The 21,055-nt window shown below is 62.5% G+C and carries 19 protein-coding genes; 8 read left to right on the top strand and 11 right to left on the bottom strand.

All coding sequences use genetic code 11. The features are described 5' to 3' along the window. The first annotated feature begins 146 nt into the window (after positions 1-146). The gene (argG, locus tag ACEK02_RS21595; RefSeq protein ID WP_371423591.1) at positions 147-1,484 is read left to right on the top strand and encodes an argininosuccinate synthase; all 1,338 of its coding nucleotides are present in this window, start codon (positions 147-149) and stop codon (positions 1,482-1,484) included. Between the two features lie 174 nt (positions 1,485-1,658). Next, the gene (locus ACEK02_RS21590) at positions 1,659-3,377 is read left to right on the top strand and encodes an alkaline phosphatase (protein WP_371423618.1); all 1,719 of its coding nucleotides are present in this window, start codon (positions 1,659-1,661) and stop codon (positions 3,375-3,377) included. A gap of 112 nt (positions 3,378-3,489) precedes the next feature. Here ACEK02_RS21590 and ACEK02_RS21585 read toward each other — a convergent pair whose 3' ends face one another. Then, a complete protein-coding gene (locus ACEK02_RS21585; RefSeq protein ID WP_371423590.1) occupies positions 3,490-4,569 on the bottom strand; it encodes an OmpA family protein in 1,080 nt (359 codons plus the stop codon). A gap of 92 nt (positions 4,570-4,661) precedes the next feature. Between ACEK02_RS21585 and ACEK02_RS21580 the strand changes: the two genes are divergently transcribed. After that, positions 4,662-5,576, top strand: coding sequence for a hypothetical protein (locus ACEK02_RS21580; RefSeq protein WP_371423589.1), 915 nt, complete (start codon positions 4,662-4,664; stop codon positions 5,574-5,576). 200 nt (positions 5,577-5,776) lie between these two features. On the opposite strand, the gene ACEK02_RS21575 is transcribed toward ACEK02_RS21580, so the two are convergent. Next, entirely contained in the window at positions 5,777-6,031 is a 255-nt protein-coding gene (locus tag ACEK02_RS21575) for a hypothetical protein (RefSeq protein ID WP_371423588.1), read from the bottom strand. A 226-nt stretch (positions 6,032-6,257) separates the two neighbouring features. Between ACEK02_RS21575 and ACEK02_RS21570 the strand changes: the two genes are divergently transcribed. Beyond that, on the top strand, positions 6,258-6,644 hold the full coding sequence (locus ACEK02_RS21570; RefSeq protein WP_371423587.1) for an MAPEG family protein: 387 nt from the start codon (positions 6,258-6,260) through the stop codon (positions 6,642-6,644). A gap of 13 nt (positions 6,645-6,657) precedes the next feature. On the opposite strand, the gene ACEK02_RS21565 is transcribed toward ACEK02_RS21570, so the two are convergent. The 9 genes from ACEK02_RS21565 to sdhC form a co-directional block, all read right to left on the bottom strand. After that, the gene (locus tag ACEK02_RS21565; protein ID WP_371423586.1) at positions 6,658-8,649 is read right to left on the bottom strand and encodes an ABC transporter ATP-binding protein/permease; all 1,992 of its coding nucleotides are present in this window, start codon (positions 8,647-8,649) and stop codon (positions 6,658-6,660) included. Between the two features lie 50 nt (positions 8,650-8,699). Then, positions 8,700-10,829, bottom strand: coding sequence for an ATP-binding protein (locus ACEK02_RS21560; RefSeq protein WP_371423585.1), 2,130 nt, complete (start codon positions 10,827-10,829; stop codon positions 8,700-8,702). 91 nt (positions 10,830-10,920) lie between these two features. Then, positions 10,921-11,694, bottom strand: a complete 774-nt coding sequence (locus ACEK02_RS21555; RefSeq protein ID WP_093757930.1) for an ABC transporter permease — start codon at positions 11,692-11,694, stop codon at positions 10,921-10,923. Continuing rightward, complete coding sequence (locus ACEK02_RS21550; RefSeq protein WP_371423584.1) at positions 11,691-12,479, bottom strand: ABC transporter ATP-binding protein; 789 nt, start codon at positions 12,477-12,479, stop codon at positions 11,691-11,693. Before ACEK02_RS21550 ends, ACEK02_RS21555 begins: the two co-directional genes overlap by 4 nt. A 30-nt stretch (positions 12,480-12,509) precedes the next feature. Further along, positions 12,510-13,526 (bottom strand): ABC transporter substrate-binding protein, encoded by a 1,017-nt coding sequence (locus ACEK02_RS21545; protein ID WP_371423583.1) that lies wholly within the window; start codon positions 13,524-13,526, stop codon positions 12,510-12,512. Between the two features lie 204 nt (positions 13,527-13,730). Further along, entirely contained in the window at positions 13,731-14,513 is a 783-nt protein-coding gene (locus ACEK02_RS21540) for a succinate dehydrogenase iron-sulfur subunit (RefSeq protein WP_068737894.1), read from the bottom strand. Positions 14,514-14,537: 24 nt separating this feature from the next. Further along, positions 14,538-16,376, bottom strand: coding sequence for a succinate dehydrogenase flavoprotein subunit (gene sdhA, locus ACEK02_RS21535; protein WP_371423582.1), 1,839 nt, complete (start codon positions 16,374-16,376; stop codon positions 14,538-14,540). Positions 16,377-16,379: 3 nt separating this feature from the next. Further along, positions 16,380-16,781, bottom strand: a complete 402-nt coding sequence (sdhD, locus tag ACEK02_RS21530) for a succinate dehydrogenase, hydrophobic membrane anchor protein (RefSeq protein ID WP_371423581.1) — start codon at positions 16,779-16,781, stop codon at positions 16,380-16,382. Then, the gene (gene sdhC / locus ACEK02_RS21525) at positions 16,778-17,176 is read right to left on the bottom strand and encodes a succinate dehydrogenase, cytochrome b556 subunit (RefSeq protein WP_371423580.1); all 399 of its coding nucleotides are present in this window, start codon (positions 17,174-17,176) and stop codon (positions 16,778-16,780) included. The genes sdhD and sdhC overlap by 4 nt, the downstream gene beginning before the upstream one ends. Before the next feature lie 246 nt (positions 17,177-17,422). On the opposite strand from sdhC, the gene ACEK02_RS21520 reads away from it, so the two are divergent. The 4 genes from ACEK02_RS21520 (at position 17,423) to ACEK02_RS21505 (ending at position 21,048) form a co-directional block, all read left to right on the top strand. Then, a complete protein-coding gene (locus ACEK02_RS21520) occupies positions 17,423-18,271 on the top strand; it encodes a sulfite exporter TauE/SafE family protein (protein ID WP_371423579.1) in 849 nt (282 codons plus the stop codon). Between the two features lie 147 nt (positions 18,272-18,418). Further along, positions 18,419-19,381 carry a cation diffusion facilitator family transporter gene (locus tag ACEK02_RS21515; RefSeq protein WP_371423578.1) on the top strand — a complete coding sequence of 321 codons (963 nt, stop codon included), beginning with the start codon at positions 18,419-18,421 and terminating at the stop codon, positions 19,379-19,381. 27 nt (positions 19,382-19,408) lie between these two features. Continuing rightward, positions 19,409-19,750 carry a ferrichrome ABC transporter substrate-binding protein gene (locus tag ACEK02_RS21510; protein ID WP_371423577.1) on the top strand — a complete coding sequence of 114 codons (342 nt, stop codon included), beginning with the start codon at positions 19,409-19,411 and terminating at the stop codon, positions 19,748-19,750. A 134-nt stretch (positions 19,751-19,884) separates the two neighbouring features. Further along, entirely contained in the window at positions 19,885-21,048 is a 1,164-nt protein-coding gene (locus tag ACEK02_RS21505; protein ID WP_371423576.1) for an efflux RND transporter periplasmic adaptor subunit, read from the top strand. The last annotated feature ends 7 nt before the right edge of the window (positions 21,049-21,055 follow it).

Genomic DNA, 21,055 nt, shown 5'->3' with positions numbered 1-21,055 from the left:
TCAACGCGGAAGCCGCGGTATATACTGAGCCACCCGGTCAGGCCGGGTGGCGACAGCGCAGAGGTCCCGGATGACCGATGCCGCGTTGACGCCCTTTGCCCGGCCGGGCTATCGCTGGCGGCAGAAATTGCGCGATTGGATGTTCGATGACCACGATCTTGAAGAGCCTGCCCCAAGGAAAAAACGTCGGTATCGCCTTCTCCGGCGGCCTGGACACCAGCGCAGCGTTGCTCTGGATGAAGCAAAAGGGCGCGCGCGTCTTCGCCTATACCGCCAATCTCGGCCAGCCTGACGAGGCCGACTACGACGAGATTCCGCGCAAGGCCATGGAGTTCGGCGCCGAAAAAGCGCGCCTCGTGGATTGCCGCGCACAACTGGTCCACGAAGGCATTGCCGCCATTCAAGCTGGCGCCTTCCACGTCTCGACCGGCGGCATCACCTATTTCAACACCACGCCACTCGGGCGCGCCGTGACCGGCACGATGCTGGTCTCGGCCATGAAGGAGGACGGCGTCAACATCTGGGGCGACGGCTCGACCTATAAGGGCAACGATATCGAGCGGTTCTACCGCTACGGACTGCTGACCAATCCGGACCTGAAGATCTACAAGCCATGGCTCGACGATCAATTCATCGACGAGCTCGGCGGCCGCGCGGAAATGTCGGCGTTCATGACCGCCCACGGCTTCGCCTACAAGATGTCAGCCGAAAAGGCGTATTCCACCGACAGCAACCTGCTCGGCGCCACCCATGAAGCCAAGGATCTCGAACAGCTCGACAGCGGCATCAAGATCGTCAACCCGATCATGGGCGTGCCGTTCTGGCGCGACGACTGTGCCGTCAAGGCCGAGAAGGTCACGGTGCGGTTCGTCGATGGTCAACCGGTTGCACTGAACGGCCAGACCTTCGCCGACCCTGTCGCGCTGTTCCTCGAGGCCAATGTCATCGGCGGCCGCCATGGCCTCGGCATGAGCGACCAGATCGAGAACCGGATCATCGAGGCAAAGAGCCGCGGCATCTACGAAGCGCCGGGCATGGCGCTGCTGCACATCGCCTATGAGCGCCTGGTCACCGGCATCCATAACGAAGACACCATCGAGCAATACCGCATCAGCGGCATGCGCCTCGGGCGCCTGCTCTATCAGGGACGCTGGTTCGATTCCCAGGCCCTGATGCTGCGCGAGACCGCGCAGCGCTGGGTCGCGCGCGCGATCACCGGTGAAGTGACGCTCGAGCTGCGCCGCGGCAATGACTACTCGATCCTGAACACCGAGAGCCCCAACCTGACCTACGCGCCGGAGCGGCTCAGCATGGAGAAGGTCGAGGACGCGCCGTTTACGCCCGCCGACCGCATCGGCCAGCTCACCATGCGCAACCTCGACATCACCGATACCCGCGCGAAACTGAACATCTATGCGAAGACGGGCTTGTTGAGCGCCGGTGAGGGGTCGAACATCCCCAAACTTGACAACGACAAGAGCTGATCGCGCGACAAACGACGCTACCCTAATCCGCTCTACGATCGACAGCCGGACGTCATCGAAGCGACATCCGGCTGTCGTAAATACAAGGATATCGCCTGCCACCCATTTTGCGGGAGCACTTCCTTGAATAACGCATCGAAGACCGTTTCACTGGCCGCACTCGCGGCCTTTTTCATGAGCGCGCCGCTTTGCGCGCAGACGATCTATCCGCTCGACCGCGCTGATATCCTCGCGGGCTCGAAATTCGACTTCAAGGTCGAGTTTCCCGAACTCGTTCAGGCCGCCGACGTCAAAGTGACGATCAACGGCGCGGACCAGACCGCGGCCTTCGGCAAATCCGCGGACTACATCGCGAAAGAAGACGGCAAGGATCAGTCCGCTTTGCTGCTACGCGACGTGACGCTCGACAAGCCGGGTGCCTACAAGATCGAGGTCAGCGACGGCGTACGCAGCCGGGCGGTGACGTGGAACGTCTACGATACCGGCCCGCGCAAGGCGAAGAACGTGATCCTGTTCATCGGCGACGGCATGTCGCTGGCGCATCGCGTCGGCGCCAGAATTCTTTCGAAGGGCATTGCCGAAGGCAAGAGCCGCGGCAAGCTCGCCATGGATGACATGCCGCATATGGCGATGGTGGCAACGGCAGGTTCGGACTCCATCATCACCGACTCCGCGAATTCAGCCAGCGCCTATACGACCGGCCATAAAAGCGCGACCAATGCGCTCGGCGTTTATGCCGACCGTACAGCGAATGTGTTCGACGACCCCCGCGTCGAGACCATCACGAGCCTCGTGAAGCGCAAGCTCGATCTTGCGGTCGGCATCGTTACCAATACCGAGATCGAGGACGCGACGCCGGCATCAATGGTCGCGCATACGCGCCGCCGCGCGGCCTATGACGAGATCGTCGCGCAGATGTTCGCGGCGAAGCCGGACGTGATCCTCGGCGGCGGCGCAGCGAACTTCCTGCCGCAGGCGGCGGAGACCTCGAAGCGGCGCGACGATGTCGACTACATCGCCAAGTTCAAGGAAGCCGGCTATCCGTTCGTGAAGACAGCCGGCGAACTCAAGGCGGCGGCCGATAAATCCGACACGACAAAATTGCTCGGTCTGTTCACGCCGGGCAACATGGACGGTGTGCTCGACCGCAAGTTCCTCAAGGGCGGCGGCGTCAAGAAATATCCGGAGCAGCCAGACCTCACCGAACAGGTACAGGCCGCGCTCAACGTGCTGTCGCGCAATGACAAGGGTTTCGTGCTGATGGTCGAGTCCGGCATGATCGACAAATATGCCCATCTGCTCGACATGGACCGCGCCGTCTATGACGTGATCATGCTCGACAATGCGGTGAAGCTCGCCAAGGAATGGGCCGCAAAGCGCGGCGACGACACGCTCATTCTCGTCGTGTCCGACCATAGCCATCCGAACAGCCTCGTCGGCACCGTCAATGACGACATGAGCAAGGAGCCGAACCTGCCGCTGCGCGAGCGCCTCGGCGTCTATGACAAAGCCGGCTTCCCGAACTATCCCGCGCCGGATGCAGATGGTTATCCATCGCGCGTCGATGTCAGCCGACGCCTTGCGATCCTGTCGGCCAGCCTGCCTGATCACTATGAGACACTGCGGCCGAAGCTCGACAACCCGAACGATCCGACCGAGAAGGGCGACGAGCCTGGCACCTTCAAGGCCAACGAGAAATACAAGAATGCACCCGGCAGCATGCTGCGGCTCGGCAACCTGCCGGCAATGATGGGCGCCAGCGTGCATTCCGGCGAGGACGTGATCCTCACCGCCGCCGGCCCCGGCAGCGACCGCGTGCACGGCGCGATGGACAATACGGAAGTGTTTCGCGTGATGGTGGATGCGCTGGGACTGGCGACGAAGGAGCGGTGAGCTCCCTCCCTCCCCCAGCCCGCGCACCGGGCAGGGAAATGACAACGACGGCGTACGATCAAAACAAAAAAATGGCCGGGATTGCTCCCGGCCATTTTCATTTCAACTTGCCTCAGCGACGCGGCGGCGCCGTGCCCGGAGGCGGCGGGGGCAGCGAAGCCTGACCGCCGTTCAACAGCGGCGTGATGTTGCGGATCGTGACGCGGCGGTTCTGACGCTCCGGACCGTCGGTCTGGATCTTCAGATACTGCTCGCCATAGCCCTGCGACGTCAGGTTTTCCGCCGGCACCTGGAACTGCTGGGTGAGCAATTCAGCCGCCGACTGCGCGCGGCGATCCGACAGCGACAGATTGTCGACGTCCGAGCCGACCGCATCGGTGTGCCCCTCGATCAGGAACACCGCACGCGGATTGCGCGAGATCGCCCGGTTCAGACCATCCGCGATCACCTGCAGCTTGGAGGCCTGGTCCGGCGGGATCTCCCACGAGCCGGTCTCGAAGTTGATCGAGTCCAGATCGATCGACGGCATGCGCTGGCGCACCATCGGGCTGTAGCGGATTTCATCGAGCGTATAGCGGCGCTCGATGCGATCCACCGGAGGCGCGATCAGCGTATCGTAGACGAGATCGGGCGAGGCCTGATCGTAATCGACGATATAGCGGTTCTGCGGAATCCGGATCATCGGCGGCGGCAGATCGACATAGAAGCCGAGACCACCCGGACCGCCCGGGCCACGTGGACCGCGGAACGAGTTATCGATGATGATGATCTCGCGTCCCTCGCGATCCCTGCGGATACGGCGCAGCAGCTGGCCATCACGGCCGACCACCGTGATGATCTGCGAACCGTCGGGACGGATCACGATGGTCCGATCCTCGCCGCCGACCCGGTCGGTCCGGATGTCACGCGCGCCATAACGAAAACGATCGACCTCGTTGTGGCGGATGAACGACTGGCCGCTCGGATCCTGCACGATGATGCGGCCGGGCTCGGTGATGATCGTGCGACCGCCTTCCTGGCGCTCGCTGCGCTGACCGCGGAAATCGCCGATATTGCGCGGCCCCTGCGGGGCGGCGCCCGGTGCGATCGGCGTCAGCGCTGCCGCCGGCGGCGGCGCCTGAGGGATCGGAGCCGTCACAGTTGGTGCAGGCGGCTGCACGACCTTGATGTTGCCGCCACCGGGCGCGACCACGACAGGCGCAGCAGTGCTCGTGGGCGGGGCAGCGGCGGGCGCCGCAGCGTTCGGCGCGCCACCGGGGGCGGCCGCGTTGGGCGGCGTGCCGGGTGCACCGGGCGCGCCTGCGCCCGGGCCGCCGGGAGGACCACGACGACCATCCGGGCCACGTCCGTCGGGACCACGTCCGTCAGGACCACGTCTATCAGGGCCACCGGGGCGACCTGACGGAGGCGTACCTGCCGCAGGCGGTGTGCCAGGCGCGGCCGGAGCAGCCGAAGGCGCGGGTGCTGCAGCAGGAGGCGTCGCTGCAGGCGGGGATGCCGCAGGTGGCGTTGCCGCTGCGGGTGGCGTGGCAGGCGTTGGAGCCGGTGTTGGCGCAGTGGCAGGCGCTGGCCGCGCGGCGGGCGGTGTCGTCGCTGCGGGCGGTGTCGCTGGTGCTGCGCCCGGGGGTGGTGCGGGCGGCGTGGGACGTGCGCCGGCCGGCGGCGTTGCGCCGGGTTCGCGGCGCTCAGGGCGTCCTTCGCCGGGCTCGCGACGTTCGGGACGCGCAGCGGGCGGCGTCGGCGCTGATGGAGCCACAGGCGCAACGGTGGGTGCAGGCGGTGCGGCGCGCGGGGCCGGAGGGGCGACGGGAGCCGGTGGCGGAGTTGGGCGCGGCGGCGGAGCGGCCGCAGGTGGTGGGGGTGGCGGCGGTGCCGGGCGCGGAGGTGCAGCCGCAGGCGGCGGCGCAGCAGGAGGTGCCGGAGGCGCGGGATGCGCAGCAGGGGGAGCGGCTGGTGGCGGTGCAGCGGGGCGTGCGGCCGGCGGCGCGGCAGCGGGCGGAGCAGCCGCAGGGGGAGCCTTGGGCGGCGCCTTCGGGGGAGCCTTGGGTTCTCCCTTGGGCTCACCTTCAGGCGCAGCAGGTGCGGCCTGCGCGACCACGATCGGCGCATCGACACTCGACGCATAAGCAGCACTCGCTGCGATATGCGCAACGCCGAGCGTTGTCGTGGCCAGCAATACGAGACGAAGTTTTGTCATGATAGACCTTGGGCCCCCGATAAGGATCTTCAACAAACTGATTTTTGTCGGCCGAGCAAATCGGCACATTGATCAACTGATATGCATTGGGCCGGAATGTGGCGACAGGCAAATGCAAATTCGTTTTTATTTTCGACACAACAATGGCCCAAACGCGCTTTGTTCATTTCGCGTTCAGCCCATCGATCTGTAGTTCGCTACATCACTGCCGCTGCATCATTGCAGGTGGCTGTTGACCCGGATTGATATCAGGGTTCGGCAACGGCACTTCATCGGGCCTATCGCCCGGCAGTTCGTCCGGTCGCGACGGTTCATCCGGGTCATGCACCGGTGGCGGCACCTCAGGCCGCGGATTGCCCGGCGGGCTCTCCTGCGGCGGCTCCGTGGGTTGACCGGGCTTGATCGGCGGATCCTCGAGGGGATCGATGCCGGGTGAACTTATCATCGATATTGGCATCACAGCCCTCTTCGCAATCAGGGCATTTGGCCCCACCGCATCGGCAGGACTCGCATGAGACCGTGCCATTGCCTTTAACGGCGTTGGTTCAACACCGAAGACAACGGCACAGCGTGCGCGATGTTCCGAGAGAGCAGGACGTCGCTCGCCAGTCGAGTTTGACAGCGGAACAGGAACCGCCCATCAAGACGCAGTTTGGCCATACTATTTCATCTGGGGGATTTCGATGCCGTTCGCCTATTGGAGCATTCTGATTGCTGCACTGCTGCCGCTGATCATTATTGCCTATGCCAAAGCGGGGTCGCGCGACAACAGCGCCCCACGCGATAGCGCAGAGAACCTTTCAGGCGCCAAACGTCGCGCCTATGCCGCGCATCAGAATGCCTTCGAGAGCTTCCCATTCTACGCCGTCTCGGTCATTGCAGCGCTGAACTTCGGCGCATCGGCGACGACTGTAAGCGCGCTGGCCGCGCTCTATCTCGCGTTTCGGATTGCGCATGCTCTGCTGTACATCGCGGATAAATCATCGCTGCGCTCTGCCGCCTATTCGGGTGGGCTTTTCACGAATATCGCGATATTCCTGTCCCCGGCGCTGAAGATCAACTTCTTCTAGCTCCAAGCACAGATCACGCCGCGCTCTTGACCGACTTGCGATGGCGTAGAAAACGGCCGAGCAGGCGACGCTTGCCGTTGCGCGGGATGAGATCGATATCGCTGACCAGCTTGGCACCCCCCTTGCGGCGCTCCAGAACGATCTTGCGGCTGTGGAAGGCTTCAAGCTCGACCCGGTGCGCGACAGATACCACCGTGGCGTTGGGCAGCTCCTTGGTGAGCAGCTCCATCATCTTGTCCTGGCTCTTCGCGTCCAGCGCCGAGGTCGCTTCGTCCAGCACGATTATATCAGGGCGGTGCAGAAACAGCCGCGCGAAAGCGAGGCGCTGCTTCTCGCCGCCGGACAGTGTCTGGTCCCACGGCGCGTCCTCCTCGATCTTCTCCTTGAGATGGCCGAGCCCGACCTTGTCGAGGGCCTCGCCGATCTGCTCGACGGTCCAGTCCTCCGCCGCCGCGGGATAGGCCGCTGCACGCCGCAAGGTGCCTGACGGCACATAGGGCTTCTGCGGCAGCATGAACAGCCGCCGGTCCGGATGGAAATTGACGCTGCCGCCGCCCCATGGCCACAGGCCCGCAATCGCGCGCACCAGTGTGCTCTTGCCGGTGCCGGACTCGCCCGCGACAAGCAGACGCTCGCCGGCTTCGATCTTCACTTCGGCATCGCCGACCACTGCAGTGCCGTCGTCGAGCGTCACGGAGAGATCATGCAGGCTTAGCATCGTCTCATCCGTCGTTTCACCACGCTTGATACGGCCGATACCGTCACCGAGCTCGGCGCGTTCGAGGCCGTCCAGCGACATCATCAGCGAGGCGATACGGCGCGCGCAGGCATTCCAGTCGGCGAGGCGCGGATAGTTATCGACCAGCCAGCCGAAAGCGCTCTGCACGATGGTAAAAGCGGATGCTGCCTGCATCACCTGACCGAGCGACATACTGCCATCGAGGAATTTGGGTGCGGACAACAACAGCGGAACGACCGGTGCGATCAGGCTCGACCCCTGCGACACCAGCGTGGTGCGCATATATTGCCCTGCCAGACGTGACCATTGCTTGAGAACATTGCCGAAGGTCTTGTCGATGCCATCGCGCTCTTCCTCTTCGCCGCCAAGCAACGCGATGCTTTCACCATTTTCGCGCACACGCGTCAGCGCATAGCGATACTCGGCCTCGGCCTGGTTCTTGTCTTCGGAGATCCCAACGAAGCGGCGGCCGATCACCGTGATCGAGCCCGATGCGATGGCGGCATAGACGATCGCTGCAATAACGAGAAAGCCGGGAATGGTGACGGTGCTTCCACCCATCGAGAGCGTCAGCGCACCGCCGATCGTCCACAATACGACGATGAATGTGCTCGCCGACAGAAATGCCGAGATGACGCCAGACACGAAATCCACCGGCGAATCGGTGGCGATGCGCAAATCCTCGGCAATGCGATATTCCGGATTCTGATGGTCCCCGCCGACGAGGTTGAGTTGATAGTAGCGCCCGTTCGTCAACCAGCGTGATACGACGGAACTGGTCAGCCACGCCCGCCAGCGTCGCTGGATGCCCATCCGCGCAAAGACCTGGACGACGCCGAGCAGCACGCTGCCGATAGCCAGCGGGAAGAACACGCCGGTGAGGTGAAAGACGCTGGCCGCATCGCGTTTCTCGATGGCATCGAAGATCGCGCGATTCCAGACATTGATGCCGTATTGAAACGCCACATTGACGACGATCAGCAACACGAGCCCGATCGAAAACGCCCAGGCGAGTTTGTCGCCCGACCTACCCCAGAAGCCACGCGCGCTGATCCAGAACCGCGTCAGCAGATAATCCTTGCGCGCCTGCTCGGCCTCTTCCGGCGTCAGGTCCTGATCCGGCTCGACGACTTCAGGCGGCGGCGGCTCTATATGCTCACCGGCCTCGTCAACGACCCCGACAATCGGCCCCTTCACGTCAGATGCGCCGGAGGCGGAGTTGGGATTGGGGGCGGGCTTGGAATCGTTAACGGAAGGTTTGTTCATGACGCGATAACGCCAGGAAAATCAGAAGGTTCCTTCGGGTTCCCGGGGTTTCAGACGGCCTCGCGCCGGGCCTTCCGCCAGATGCCGGCCTTGGTGAGCACCCGCGACAATTGCTCGATCGAATAGGGCTTCTGCAGCAGTTCGAATCCGAACGTACCGTTCTGCGCCAGCACATGACTGTAGCCGGAGGTCAGCACCACCGGCAGGTCCGGATAGAGTTTTCGAATCTCCTGCGCCAGTTCGATGCCGGTCATTCCCGGCATCACGACATCGGAGAACACGACGTCATAGTGCGTGGCACGACGGGCGAGTTCGGCGAGCGCTTCCTGGGCGTTCCGCCGCAGCACCGTGGTGTAGCCAAGCTCGCTCAGCGCATCGGTCGCAAAAGTGCCAACGTCGCGATTGTCTTCCACCAGCAGCACCGACATACCATGGCCATCGACGAGCGGAGCTTCGCTCGCCGACTGCGCCGGCGCGATACGGCCGCCAGAGACGCGCGGCAGATAGAGCGTGAAAGTGCTGCCCTTGCCAACTTCGCTGGCGACCACAACCTCTCCACCGGATTGTTTGGCGAAACCAAACACCTGCGACAGCCCAAGACCTGTGCCCTGCCCGACTTCCTTGGTGGTATAGAATGGCTCGAAGATGCGCTCGAACTGATCGGCGGGAATGCCGCTTCCGGTGTCGGATACCGAGATCGCCACATAGCCGTCAGACCTCAGGGCGAGCGCAACAGGGATTTGCTCTGCCGCGCTGACAGCGATCGTCAGCCGCCCCTCGCCCGCCATGGCATCGCGTGCGTTAACCGCGATGTTGATCAACGCGGTTTCGAACTGACCGATATCGGCATCTACGAACAACGCCTCATCGGGCACGTGGGTCACAATCTCGATCGGCGCGCCCGTCAGCGTGCCGATAATCTCACTCACCGAATGCACGCATTGGCCGACATCGAACACTTCAGGCTTCAGCGTCTGGCGCCGCGCAAAAGCCAGCAATTGCGCGGTCAGCTTGGCGGCGCGATTCACAGTTTCGGAAATCGCTGCAACGTAGCGTGCACGACGATCCGGCGAGAGATCGGGCCGTTGCAGCAAATCGACCGACGAACGGATCACGGTGAGCAGATTGTTGAAGTCATGCGCGACGCCGCCGGTCAACTGCCCGAGCGCTTCCAACCGCTGGCCATGTTTCAGCGCTTCTTCAGCCTCACGCCGCTTCATCGCTTCGAAATTGAGCCGGCGGGTGCGACGGATCGCGAATACCAGCAACAGGAACAGCAATGCTGTCGCAGGAACGCCGAAGACCAGATGATAGCTGATCGTGCGCAGCCAGCGCGCACGGATCGCTGAGGTTTCAAGACCTGCCGCGACATAGATCGGATAGCCAGCGAGCCGTTGATAGCCGATACGGCGCTCGACATTGTCACCGGGCGAGACGATGGTGATCAAATTCCCTGCCGGATGGGCCGCAAGTGCAAGCCCTACTGGATCTGTCGGGTCGAGACGCGCGGCACGATCGAGCTGCGGATAGCGCGCCAGGATAGAGCCGTCGGTGAGACCGAGCGCAAAGAAGCTGCCGGCGTCGCGGCCTATGCGGGCGTAGAAGCGATCGAAATATTCCGGAAAGACCGAGGCCTGCACCACGCCGGTGAAACTGCCATCCGCGGAGACCCGCCTGCGGCTGACGCCAAAGAACGGCGCGCCCTGGTAGGGCGGCCGTGGCAGCAATGATCGACCGATGAAAGTGCCGGCATCGCCGGCGATATGCGCACTGTAGTAGTCGCGGTCCGAGAAATCGAGATTGGGCAGCGCGAGGTTCAGGCTGTTGATCAGTGCGCGGCCCTTGTTGTCGAATACCCAGACCGATTTCAACTGCGGCAGCGCGTCTGTCAGCTGTTTCAGCCGTCCGGCCATCTGACCCGATTGTGCACGCAGCTCATCATCTGATCTGCCACGCACGATCTCGTTCATTTCCGACAGGCTGCGATCGATGGTCTCGAACACTTTCAACGCGTGTTCATGCGCCACATCGAGCGCGCGCTCGATCTCGCGGTCGGCGATCTCGCGCGTCGACACCCACGACGTCGCCGCCGCAAACAGAAACAGTGCAAGCGGAAGGGCCAGCGATGCAGCCATCATCCATTGCAGCGTTCTCAGTGAATTCTGGTGTTCTGTCTTCACAGCGCCTGCCCGACTCCTTGCAGTCTAGCGCAAGGGCGGTGTCTCACCAACCACTGCGGGCAGGAACCCGTCCCGGCCGGGTTCTGCAGCCTTAGCCGGCTGCACTCATCTGTGACCGGAACGCCCATTTGGTGAAATGCTGCTCGATCCCCGCGAACACCGCATACATGAGCACGCCTTCGAAGGCGAGCAGCAGCAAGGCGGCATAGACATTCGCCATGCGGAAGCTGGCCCCCTCCAGCGCGATCAGGTAGCCGAGCCCCGCATTGGCGCCGAGCGTCTCCGACACCACGGTGCCGACGAAAGCCAGCGTGATGGCGATCTTCAGCGAGCCGAAGAAATATGGCAGTGCACGCGGAATGCCGACCTTGAGCATGATGTCCAGTTTGCCCGCACCGAGCGCCCGCAACACGTCCTCGAGTTCCGGCTCGGTGGTCGCCAGACCGGTGGCGATATTGACCACGATGGGGAAGAACGAGATCAGGAAGGCCGTGACGATCGCCGGCACTTCGCCGATGCCGAACCACAGGATCAGCAGCGGCACAATGGCGACCTTCGGGATCGTGTTGAAGCCGATCATCACCGGATAGAGCCCGCGATAGATCGCCCGCGACCAGCCCACCACGAGGCCGAGAATGATGCCGAAGCCCACGGCCAGGGCAAATCCGACCATGGTCACCCAGAGCGTGACCCAGGAATGATAGAGAAACACGCGCCAGAGTTTGAACATCGCCGCAAAGGCGGCCGATGGCGGCTGCAGCACCGACGTGTTGACCTTGAAGACGATGCAGGCCAGCTCCCAGACTAGGAAGATGGCAATGGTGAAGAGCCAGGGCGAGAGCTTTTCGAGGGTGCGCGGATTCATGACTGGCGCACCTGTGCGATCTTCATGCGCAGCTCCATCACGATGTCGCCGAACTCCTTCTCGTAGGTAACCTGCAGATCGCGGGGACGCGGGAAATCCACCGGTTTGATCTGGACGATGTGACCGGGGCGCGCGCTCATGACGTAGATATTGTCGGCGAGGAACGCTGCCTCGCGCAGATCGTGCGTCACCAGAATCACGGTGAAGCCGAGCCGCTGCCAGAGATCGCGCAGCACGCACCACAGTTCCTCCCGCGTGAACGCGTCGAGGGCGGCGAAAGGTTCATCGAGCATTAGAAGCGCCGGCTCGTGGATCAGCGAACGACATAGCGACACGCGTTGCTGCATGCCGCCGGACAATTCCCAGGGATAGCGATCGCCGAAACCGGCGAGACCGACCGTGGCCAGCAGCTGCTCGGCCTTGGCGCGAAACTCGGCCTTCTTCGAACGGAACTGCGAGCGATGCGGCTCGACGATTTCCAGCGGCAGCAGGACGTTGTCGATCACCTTGCGCCACGGCAGCATATTGGCGTTCTGGAACGCCATGCCGGCCATCTTGACCGGACCTTTCACTTCCTTGCCGTCGATGGCGATGGTGCCGGCCGTCGGCTTGTGCAGGCCGGTGACGAGCCGCATCAAGGTGGACTTGCCGCAGCCGGAGGGACCGACCACCGCGGCGAATTCGCCGCGCTGGACTTTGAGCGTCGCATCCTGGAGCGCGACGATGTCACCCGAGGCGCCACGGTATTTGAGCGTGACGCCGTCGATATCTACGAACGCTTCCATGCGCGGCGACCTGACTTTCTGTCGTGGCGCTTAGAACTTGCGTGCGTCGGCCGGGGGCAGATATTCCGACGTGAACAGATCCCCCGCCTTCGGTTTCGGATTCTTGAACTCATAGGTCACGGCGATCTGATCGATGGCATCCGTCATGCGCTTCTCATCGATGCCGCCGACGCCATTGGCCTTCACCCACGGAGTCACGAAGTTGTCCTTCAGCGACATCTTGAGACGGGCGAGTTCGATTTTCTCATCAGCGGTCTCGTTGCGCTTCATCACCGATTTGATGGCCGTATCGGGGTCCTTGATCGTGTCGATGATGCCTTTGACGGTTGCGCGCACGAAGCCGGCGACGACCTTCGGATTGGCCTTGGCGAATTCGGGATTCACCATGATGGCGTTGCCATAGAGCACGATGCCGTAGTCGGACATCAGCATCACCTTGATGTCCTTCTCGGCAATGCCCTTGGACATCAGGTTGAAGTAGGACGAGAACGAGAAACCGGTGATCGCATCGACTTTGCCGTCGGCGAGCATGGGCTCACGCACCGGGAAGCCAACGTTCTCGATCTTCACCTTACTGTCGTCGATCTTGTTCTCTTTGACGAACGCCTTCCACTGCGCATAGGCGCCATCCGGCGCCGGCGCGCCGAGGATCTTGCCTTCGAGGTCCTTCGGGCCATTGATGCCCGACTTCGCAATGCTGACGATGGAGAATGGTGGCCTGTCATAGACCATGAGGACGCCCTTGACGTCCTTGTCCGGATTCTGGTCGCGGAAGCGCGCCAGCGAATTGATGTCGAAGAAGCCGATCGGATAGGTCCCCGCCGCAACCCGCGCGATGCCGGCGACCGAGCCCGGACCGGAGTCGATGGTCACGTTGAGGCCTTCGGCCTTGTAGTAGCCCTTGTCGAGCGCAACGAAATAGGGCGCGGACGGACCTTCGAATTTCCAGTCGAGCGCGAATTTGACATCGGTGTCGGCGCTCGCGGACAGCGCAGACGCCAGCAATGCTGCAGCCGCCACCACGCTCAAACCCAGCTGACGAAACATGGAAAATCCCCCTGATCAATTATCAGGCACAGGCTAGCACAGCCCGTGCCAACCTTGGCGAGCTCCCTTTTCAACGAGAAATAGCGCCGCAGCTCCGAAGGATCGGGATTCGAGGAGGCAGTCTGATTAAATCATAGGCAAAAAAAACACCGGCCTGCTTGCGCAGGCCGGTGTTCTGATCGGCAGATCCGAATCAGAGGAACGTCAGACCTGACGTTCGACCATCTTCATCTTCAGCTCGGCGATGGCTTCGGAGGGGTTGAGACCCTTCGGGCATGCCTTGGCGCAGTTCATGATGGTGTGGCAGCGATAGAGCCGGAACGGATCTTCGAGATTGTCGAGGCGTTCGCCGGTGGCTTCGTCGCGGGAGTCCTTGACCCAGCGGGTGGCCTGAAGAAGCGCAGCCGGACCCAGGAAGCGATCGCTGTTCCACCAGTAGCTCGGGCACGAGGTCGAGCAGCAGGCGCACAGGATGCACTCGTAGAGACCGTCGAGCTTCTCGCGGTCGGAGTGGCTCTGCTTCCATTCCTTCTGCGGGGTCGGCGTGGTGGTCTTCAGCCAAGGCTCGATCGACGCATACTGGGCGTAGAAGTTGGTGAGATCCGGCACCAGGTCCTTCACGACCGGCTGATGCGGTAGCGGATTGACCTTGATGGCACCGTCGTCGACTTCGTCCATCGCGCGGGTGCAGGCCAGCGTATTCTGACCATCGATGTTCATGGCGCAGGAGCCGCAGACGCCTTCGCGGCAAGAACGGCGGAAGGTCAGCGTCGGATCGATGTTGTTCTTGATCCAGATCAGACCATCGAGAACCATCGGACCGCAGTCGTTGGTGTCGATGTGATAGGTGTCGACCGACGGGTTCTTGCCGTCATCCGGATTCCAGCGATAGACGCGGAATTCGCGCGTCTGCGTGGCGCCGGCCGGCTTCGGCCATTCCTTGCCGCCGGTGATCTTGGAATTCTTCGGAAGTGCGAACTCAGCCATTTTCTCAAGCCTTCGCTGTCATCATTAGTACACGCGCGCTTTGGGCACGATGTACTGAACGTCGTTGGTCATCGTGTAGTCGTGCACCGGGCGATAATCGATGGTGGTCTTGCCACCCTGATCGATCCACGCCAGCGTGTGCTTCATCCAGTTCTTGTCGTCGCGATCCGCGAAATCCTCACGCGCATGCGCGCCGCGGCTCTCGGTGCGGTTCGCCGCCGAGTCCATGGTGACGATGGCCTGAACGATCAGGTTGTCGTATTCGAGAGTCTCGATGAGATCCGAATTCCACACCAGCGACCGGTCGGACACGGCGATGTCGCCGATGCCGCTATAGACGTTGTGGATCAGGGTCTTGCCTTCGTTGAGCACTTCGCCGGTACGGAACACGGCGCAGTTGGTCTGCATCACGTGCTGCATGTTCTCGCGCATCTTCGCGGTCGGCGTGCCGCCCTTCGAATAGCGATAGTGATCGAGACGGCCGAGCGCACGATCGGCCGAGTCCTTCGGCAAGTCGGGCTGCTTGGCATTCGGCGTCAGCTTCTCGGCGCAGCGCAGTGCAGCCGCACGCCCGAACACCACGAGATCGATCAGCGAGTTGGACCCGAGACGGTTGGCGCCATGCACCGAGACGCAGGCGGCTTCGCCCACGGCCATCAGGCCCTGCACCACTGCATTGTCGTCGCCGTTCTTCTTGGTGACGACTTCGCCGTGATAGTTGGTGGGGATGCCACCCATATTGTAGTGCACCGTCGGAACGATCGGGATCGGCTCCTTGGTGACATCGACGCCGGCGAAAATACGCGCCGAGTCGGAGATGCCGGGCAGACGTTCGGCCAGCACCTTCGGATCGAGATGGTCGAGATGAAGGAAGATGTGATCCTTCTTCTTGCCGACGCCGCGGCCTTCGCGGATTTCGATGGTCATCGCGCGCGAAACGACGTCGCGCGAGGCGAGATCCTTGGCCGATGGTGCGTAGCGCTCCATGAAGCGCTCGCCTTCGGAATTGACGAGGTAACCGCCTTCGCCGCGTGCACCTTCGGTGACGAGACAGCCCGAACCGTAGATGCCGGTCGGGTGGAACTGAACGAATTCCATGTCCTGCAGTGGCAGGCCGGCACGCAGCGCCATGGCGCCGCCGTCACCGGTGCAGGTATGCGCCGAGGTGCAGGAGGCATAGGCGCGGCCATAGCCGCCGGTGGCGAGAATGACGGTCTGCGCCTTGAAGCGATGCAGCGTGCCGTCGTCGAGCTTGAGCGCGATGACGCCGCGGCAGACATTCTGATCGTCCATGATCAGATCGATCGCAAAGTATTCGATGAAGAACTCGGCCGAGTGGCGCAGCGCCTGGCCGTACATCGTGTGCAGCATGGCGTGACCGGTACGGTCGGCAGCGGCGCAGGTGCGCTGGGCCTGGCCCTTGCCGTAATCCATGGTCATGCCACCGAACGGGCGCTGATAGATCTTGCCGTCTTCGGTGCGCGAGAACGGCACGCCCCAATGTTCGAGCTCGTAAACGGCGTCGGGCGCGTTGCGCACCATATATTCGATCGAGTCCTGATCGCCGAGCCAGTCCGACCCCTTGACGGTGTCGTACATGTGCCAGCGCCAGTTATCCTCGTGCATGTTGCCGAGCGAGGCGGAGATGCCGCCCTGTGCTGCAACCGTGTGCGAGCGGGTCGGGAACACCTTGGTGATGCAGGCGGTTCGCAAACCGGCTTCGCCGCAGCCAACCGTTGCGCGCAGGCCGGCGCCACCGGCGCCCACGACAACGACGTCATAGGTGTGATCTTCGATGGGATAGGCGTGGCCGTTGGTGGCGGGGCCGCCAACGCCGTTCGCGCCAGTGCCGTTGACGGCCATGCGCTACACTCCGGATGAAAGTTTAAGGATGGCGTAGATCGATGCCAGCGCCACGGCGGCAGAGAAGAAGTTGTTGCCGATGATCGAGATCAGCTTGATTTTCTCGTCATGGACATAGTCTTCGATCACGACCTGCATGCCGATCTTCATGTGCCAGACGCTGGCAACGATGAAGAGCAGCATGACAATAGCCACGATCGGCGAACCGAGGATCTGGGCAGCGCCGGCCTGATTGCGGCCGAGCAGCGACATCACGATGAAGATCACCGGGATCAGCAGCAGCAGCATGGCCACGGCGGTCAGGCGCTGACGCCAGAAGTCCGAGGTGCCGGAATGCGAAGAACCAAGACCGCGGACGCGGCCGAGCGGCGTGCGCACCGACTTCGGAGAATTGGAACCGCTCATCGTCCGCCTCCGATCGCATAGGCAATGATCCAGAGCAGAATGGTAATGCCGATACCGCCGATCAATGCAGCCCAGGTAAGCCATTCACGTTCGCTAGCCTTGAAGCCGTAGCCGAGATCCCACACCAGATGGCGGACGCCGCTCATGGCATGATGGATCAGCGCCCACGTATAACCGAAAGCAATCAGGCGGCCGATGATGCTGCCGGTGAAGGCCTGCACATGAGCATAGGCCGCAGGGCCGGAAGCAGCGGCGATCAGCCACCAGACAAGAAGCAGAGTGCCGAAATACAAGGCGACGCCGGTAGCGCGATGCACGATGGACAGCGCCATCGTCAGGGTCCAGCGATAGATTTGCAGATGCGGCGAAAGGGGACGTTCGATCCTGGCGGTCATTTAGCAACTTTGACAGGTTAATGGGCAGACGGTGCCCGATTGGGGATCGCGTAGAGCAATTCTATTTACGAACTCAAAACAACCAGTGCAATCGCGAAATGACATACTCCGAATACCCGTTCAGAGCTTCAAATGAGCCTTGCATTTGTGGGTATTGACAGTTGCAGGGGTTGTTGCTGACAGCCTTGGTGAAGCGCGATTCATGAGAACCTCATGATGCGATAGCAAATGGTAATCGGGGCGGGAATGGCCGGGCTCAATGTGACCGAGATTGTCGAGCTGGCGGCACTCCTCATTGCCGTCGGCGCACTGGCCGGGTTCCTGGCCGGCGTATTCGGGATTGGCGGCGGGGCCATCCTGGTGCCTGTATTTTACGAGTGTTTCCGCATCGCCGGGGTACCTTTGGACGTGCGGATGCCGCTGTGTATCGGCACCTCGCTGGCCATTATCATCCCGACCTCGATCCGTTCCTTCCGCGCCCATATGGCCCGCGGCGCCGTGGATATGGAGATCCTGCGGAAGTGGTGGTGGCCAATCCTGATCGGGGTCGTCATCGGCAGCGTGACTGCCCGCTATGCCCCGGAACGGCTGTTCAAGATCGTATTCGTTGTCGTCGCCTGGTCCGCTGCGGCACGACTGCTGCTCGCGCGTGACGGCTGGAAGCTCGGTGACGACCTGCCCGATGGCCCACTGATGAAGATCTACGGCTTCTTCGTCGGTCTGCTCTCCACGCTGATGGGCATCGGCGGCGGATTGTTCTCGAACCTGCTGATGACCTTTTACGGTCGCCCAATCCATCAGGCGGTGGCGACGTCTTCTGCACTCGCAGTGCTGATCTCGATCCCCGGCGCCATCGGCTACATCTATGCCGGCTGGCCGGCCGCCACGCGCTTTCCCGATGTCGCAGCGCTGCAGATCCCCTTTGCTGTCGGCTATGTGTCGCTGATCGGTGCGCTGCTGGTGATGCCCACCAGCCTGCTGGTCGCACCGCTCGGCGTGAAGGCGGCGCATGCGATGTCAAAACGCGCGCTGGAAATGGCGTTTGGAATTTATCTATTCATCGTCGGCAGTCGTTTTGTCATTGCTCTCATATGAGCTGTAGCCCGCATGAGCGCAGCGAAACGCGGAAATGTCGCGCCGGTTGAAGCGCCCGCCGGGATATCGCTTCGCTTATCGGGGTTACAAGTCCGGCGTAATACTATCCGTAATAGTATCCACATGCAGGCTTGCTATGGATGACCCATGGCTCACGCACATCAGCACGATCACGCGCATGATCATGACGACCACACCGGCCATGCGCACGGCCCCGGCGGACATGTCCACGCGCCCGCGAGTTTCGGCATGGCCTTCGCCATCGGCATCAGCCTCAATACTGTCTTCGTCGTCATCGAAGCCATCTATGGCTATGCCAGCGGTTCGATGGCGCTGGTTGCCGATGCCGGGCACAATCTCTCGGACGTGCTCGGGCTGATCGCCGCGTGGACTGCGGCAGTGCTGTCGAAGCGCGCTCCGACGCCGCGCTTCACTTACGGCCTGCGCGGCTCCTCGATCCTGGCGGCGCTCTTCAATGCGGTGTTCCTCCTGGTCGCCGTTGGCGCCATCGCCTGGGAAGCCGTGCTGCGGCTGTTCAATCCGGAGCCGGTCACCGAGATCACCGTGATCGTGGTTGCCACCATCGGCATCGCCGTTAACGGCATCACCGCCTGGCTGTTCGCCTCCGGCCGCAACAGCGATCTCAACATTCGCGGCGCCTATCTGCATATGGTCGCTGATGCTGCGGTTTCGGTCGGCGTCGTGATCGCCGCTATCGTGATCATGTTCACCGGCTGGCTGTGGATCGATGCCGTTACCAGCCTCGTGATCTGCGTGCTGATCGTCTGGGGAACATGGAGCCTGCTGCGCGACTCGACCGCAATGTCGCTGGCTGCCGTGCCGCGGGGCATCGATCCCGTCGCCGTGCGCGACTACCTCGAACAATGTTCAGGCGTGACGCAGGTGCATGATCTGCATATCTGGCCGATGAGCACCACCGAAGTCGCCCTGACCTGCCACATGGTGATGCCCGCGGGCCATCCCGGCGATGCGTATCTGATGGACATCGCGCAAAGGCTCCAACGCGATTTCGGCATCGAACATGCGACAATTCAGATCGAATACGATCCGAATTCGACATGTGCGCTGGCGCCGAACCATGTTATCTAGGGCTTGATGATCAAGGCAGATACCATCATGGCTGATGACGCAGGGCTCTGGGGCCGTCTGCGACGCATGCCGTTTGTTGTCATGCTGACCCTCGGTCTGATGCTGTCGATGATCCATTGCGCCGGTTGTGGTATGGCCTTTGCCGGCACGCACGACGTAAGCATCAGCCACGACAGCGGTGACACGCCGGATGCCCCCGATCAGCAATTGCCCAGTCATAGCGGTCACTGCCTTTCGCATATCACCGCTCAAGTTTCGGCTGCGGTGAATTCACCCGCCGATATCAACCCGCAGACACTCGTCATCGCCGGCGATCCGATCCCCGCGGCGAGCGACGGTCTTCCGCTGTTCAAACCACCCCGCATCTGAGCATCCACACGGCTCGCTGAAGCCGCTCATGCTGTCCGTCGTTGCGTGCACACGAGACGACGCGGCAGCAACGCTGCATGCACATTTGGTTGGTGAGCACGGGCGCGACGGCGCTCGGTGCGGGATTTATGACAATGATCAGAACTGGATTGCTGGCAGCCGGGCTCTTGCTCGGCGCCACATCATTCGCTGTCGCGCATGAGGACAAGCCTCCCGCGACAATTGAGAAGCATGACGAGGCCGTGGTGAAGCTCAGCGCGCAGCAGGTCGAGGCCGGCAAGTTTGCCGTTGCGGGCGTGCATGGCGGCTCGCTCGGCCGGCGCATCGCAGCGCCGGGCTCGATCGTGCCCAGCGGTAATCACATCGCTCGTGTCGCCGTGCGGCTGCTCGGCACGGTCACCGAGTTGCGGAAGCAGATCGGCGATGCCGTCACGGCCGGTGAAGTGGTCGCAGTCATTGAAAGCCGCGAGGTCGCCGACGCCAAGAGCGAATATCTCGCCGCTCGCCTGGTGTCCGATTTGCAGCGAACGCTGTTCAACCGCGCCCAGACCCTGTGGGACGGCAAGGTCATGAGCGAAAATGACTTCCTGCGCGCGCGGACGACTTTTGAGGACTCCCGCGTCAAGCTGGAGGTCGCACGACAGAAGCTGTTCGCCTTGAGTCTCAACAGCGAGCAGATCGAGACCTTGCCGCAGCAGCCGGTGGAAACGCTGCGCCGACAGGAAGTGCGCGCCCCCATCTCTGGCCGGGTGGCCGAACGCCGCGTCGAACTGGGCGCACTGGTCGGTCGCGAGGGACAGGAGAGCGAACTGTTCGTGATCGTCGATCTCACAACGGTCTGGGCCGAACTCGCCATTGGACCGAACGACCTCAGCGACATCCGCGAGGGCCAGCGCATGACCATTGCCTCGGGTCATTCCGCACCATCCCCGGCGACGATCATGTTCATCAGCCCGCTGCTCGACAAGGACACGCGTAATGCGCGCGTCGTCGCGGTGGTCGACAATATCGAACGCCGATGGCGGCCGGGCGCATTCGTCACGGCGGAGATCCCGGTCGATCAAGCGGCCGCCACTGTCGTCGTGCCGAAGTCGGCCTTGCAGACGCTTGAGCGCAACGATGTGGTGTTCGTGCGCACCGATGACGGCTTCGAAGCCCGCAAGGTCACGCTGGGCCGGCAGGACAGCCGTGTGGCGGAAATCATCGCCGGTCTCAAGCCAGGTGAGCGCATCGCCGTCGCCAATACATTCGTTCTGAAGGCTGATCTCGGCAAGGCCGCGGTCGAGCACCAGCACTAGGGGCGGA

The sequence above is a fragment of the Tardiphaga sp. genome (assembly GCF_041424195.1).
In the GTDB taxonomy this organism is placed as follows: Bacteria; Pseudomonadota; Alphaproteobacteria; order Rhizobiales; family Xanthobacteraceae; genus Tardiphaga.
The sequence above is the reverse complement of the archived record's forward strand: the minus strand, read 5'-3'. Positions and strand labels throughout refer to the sequence as shown.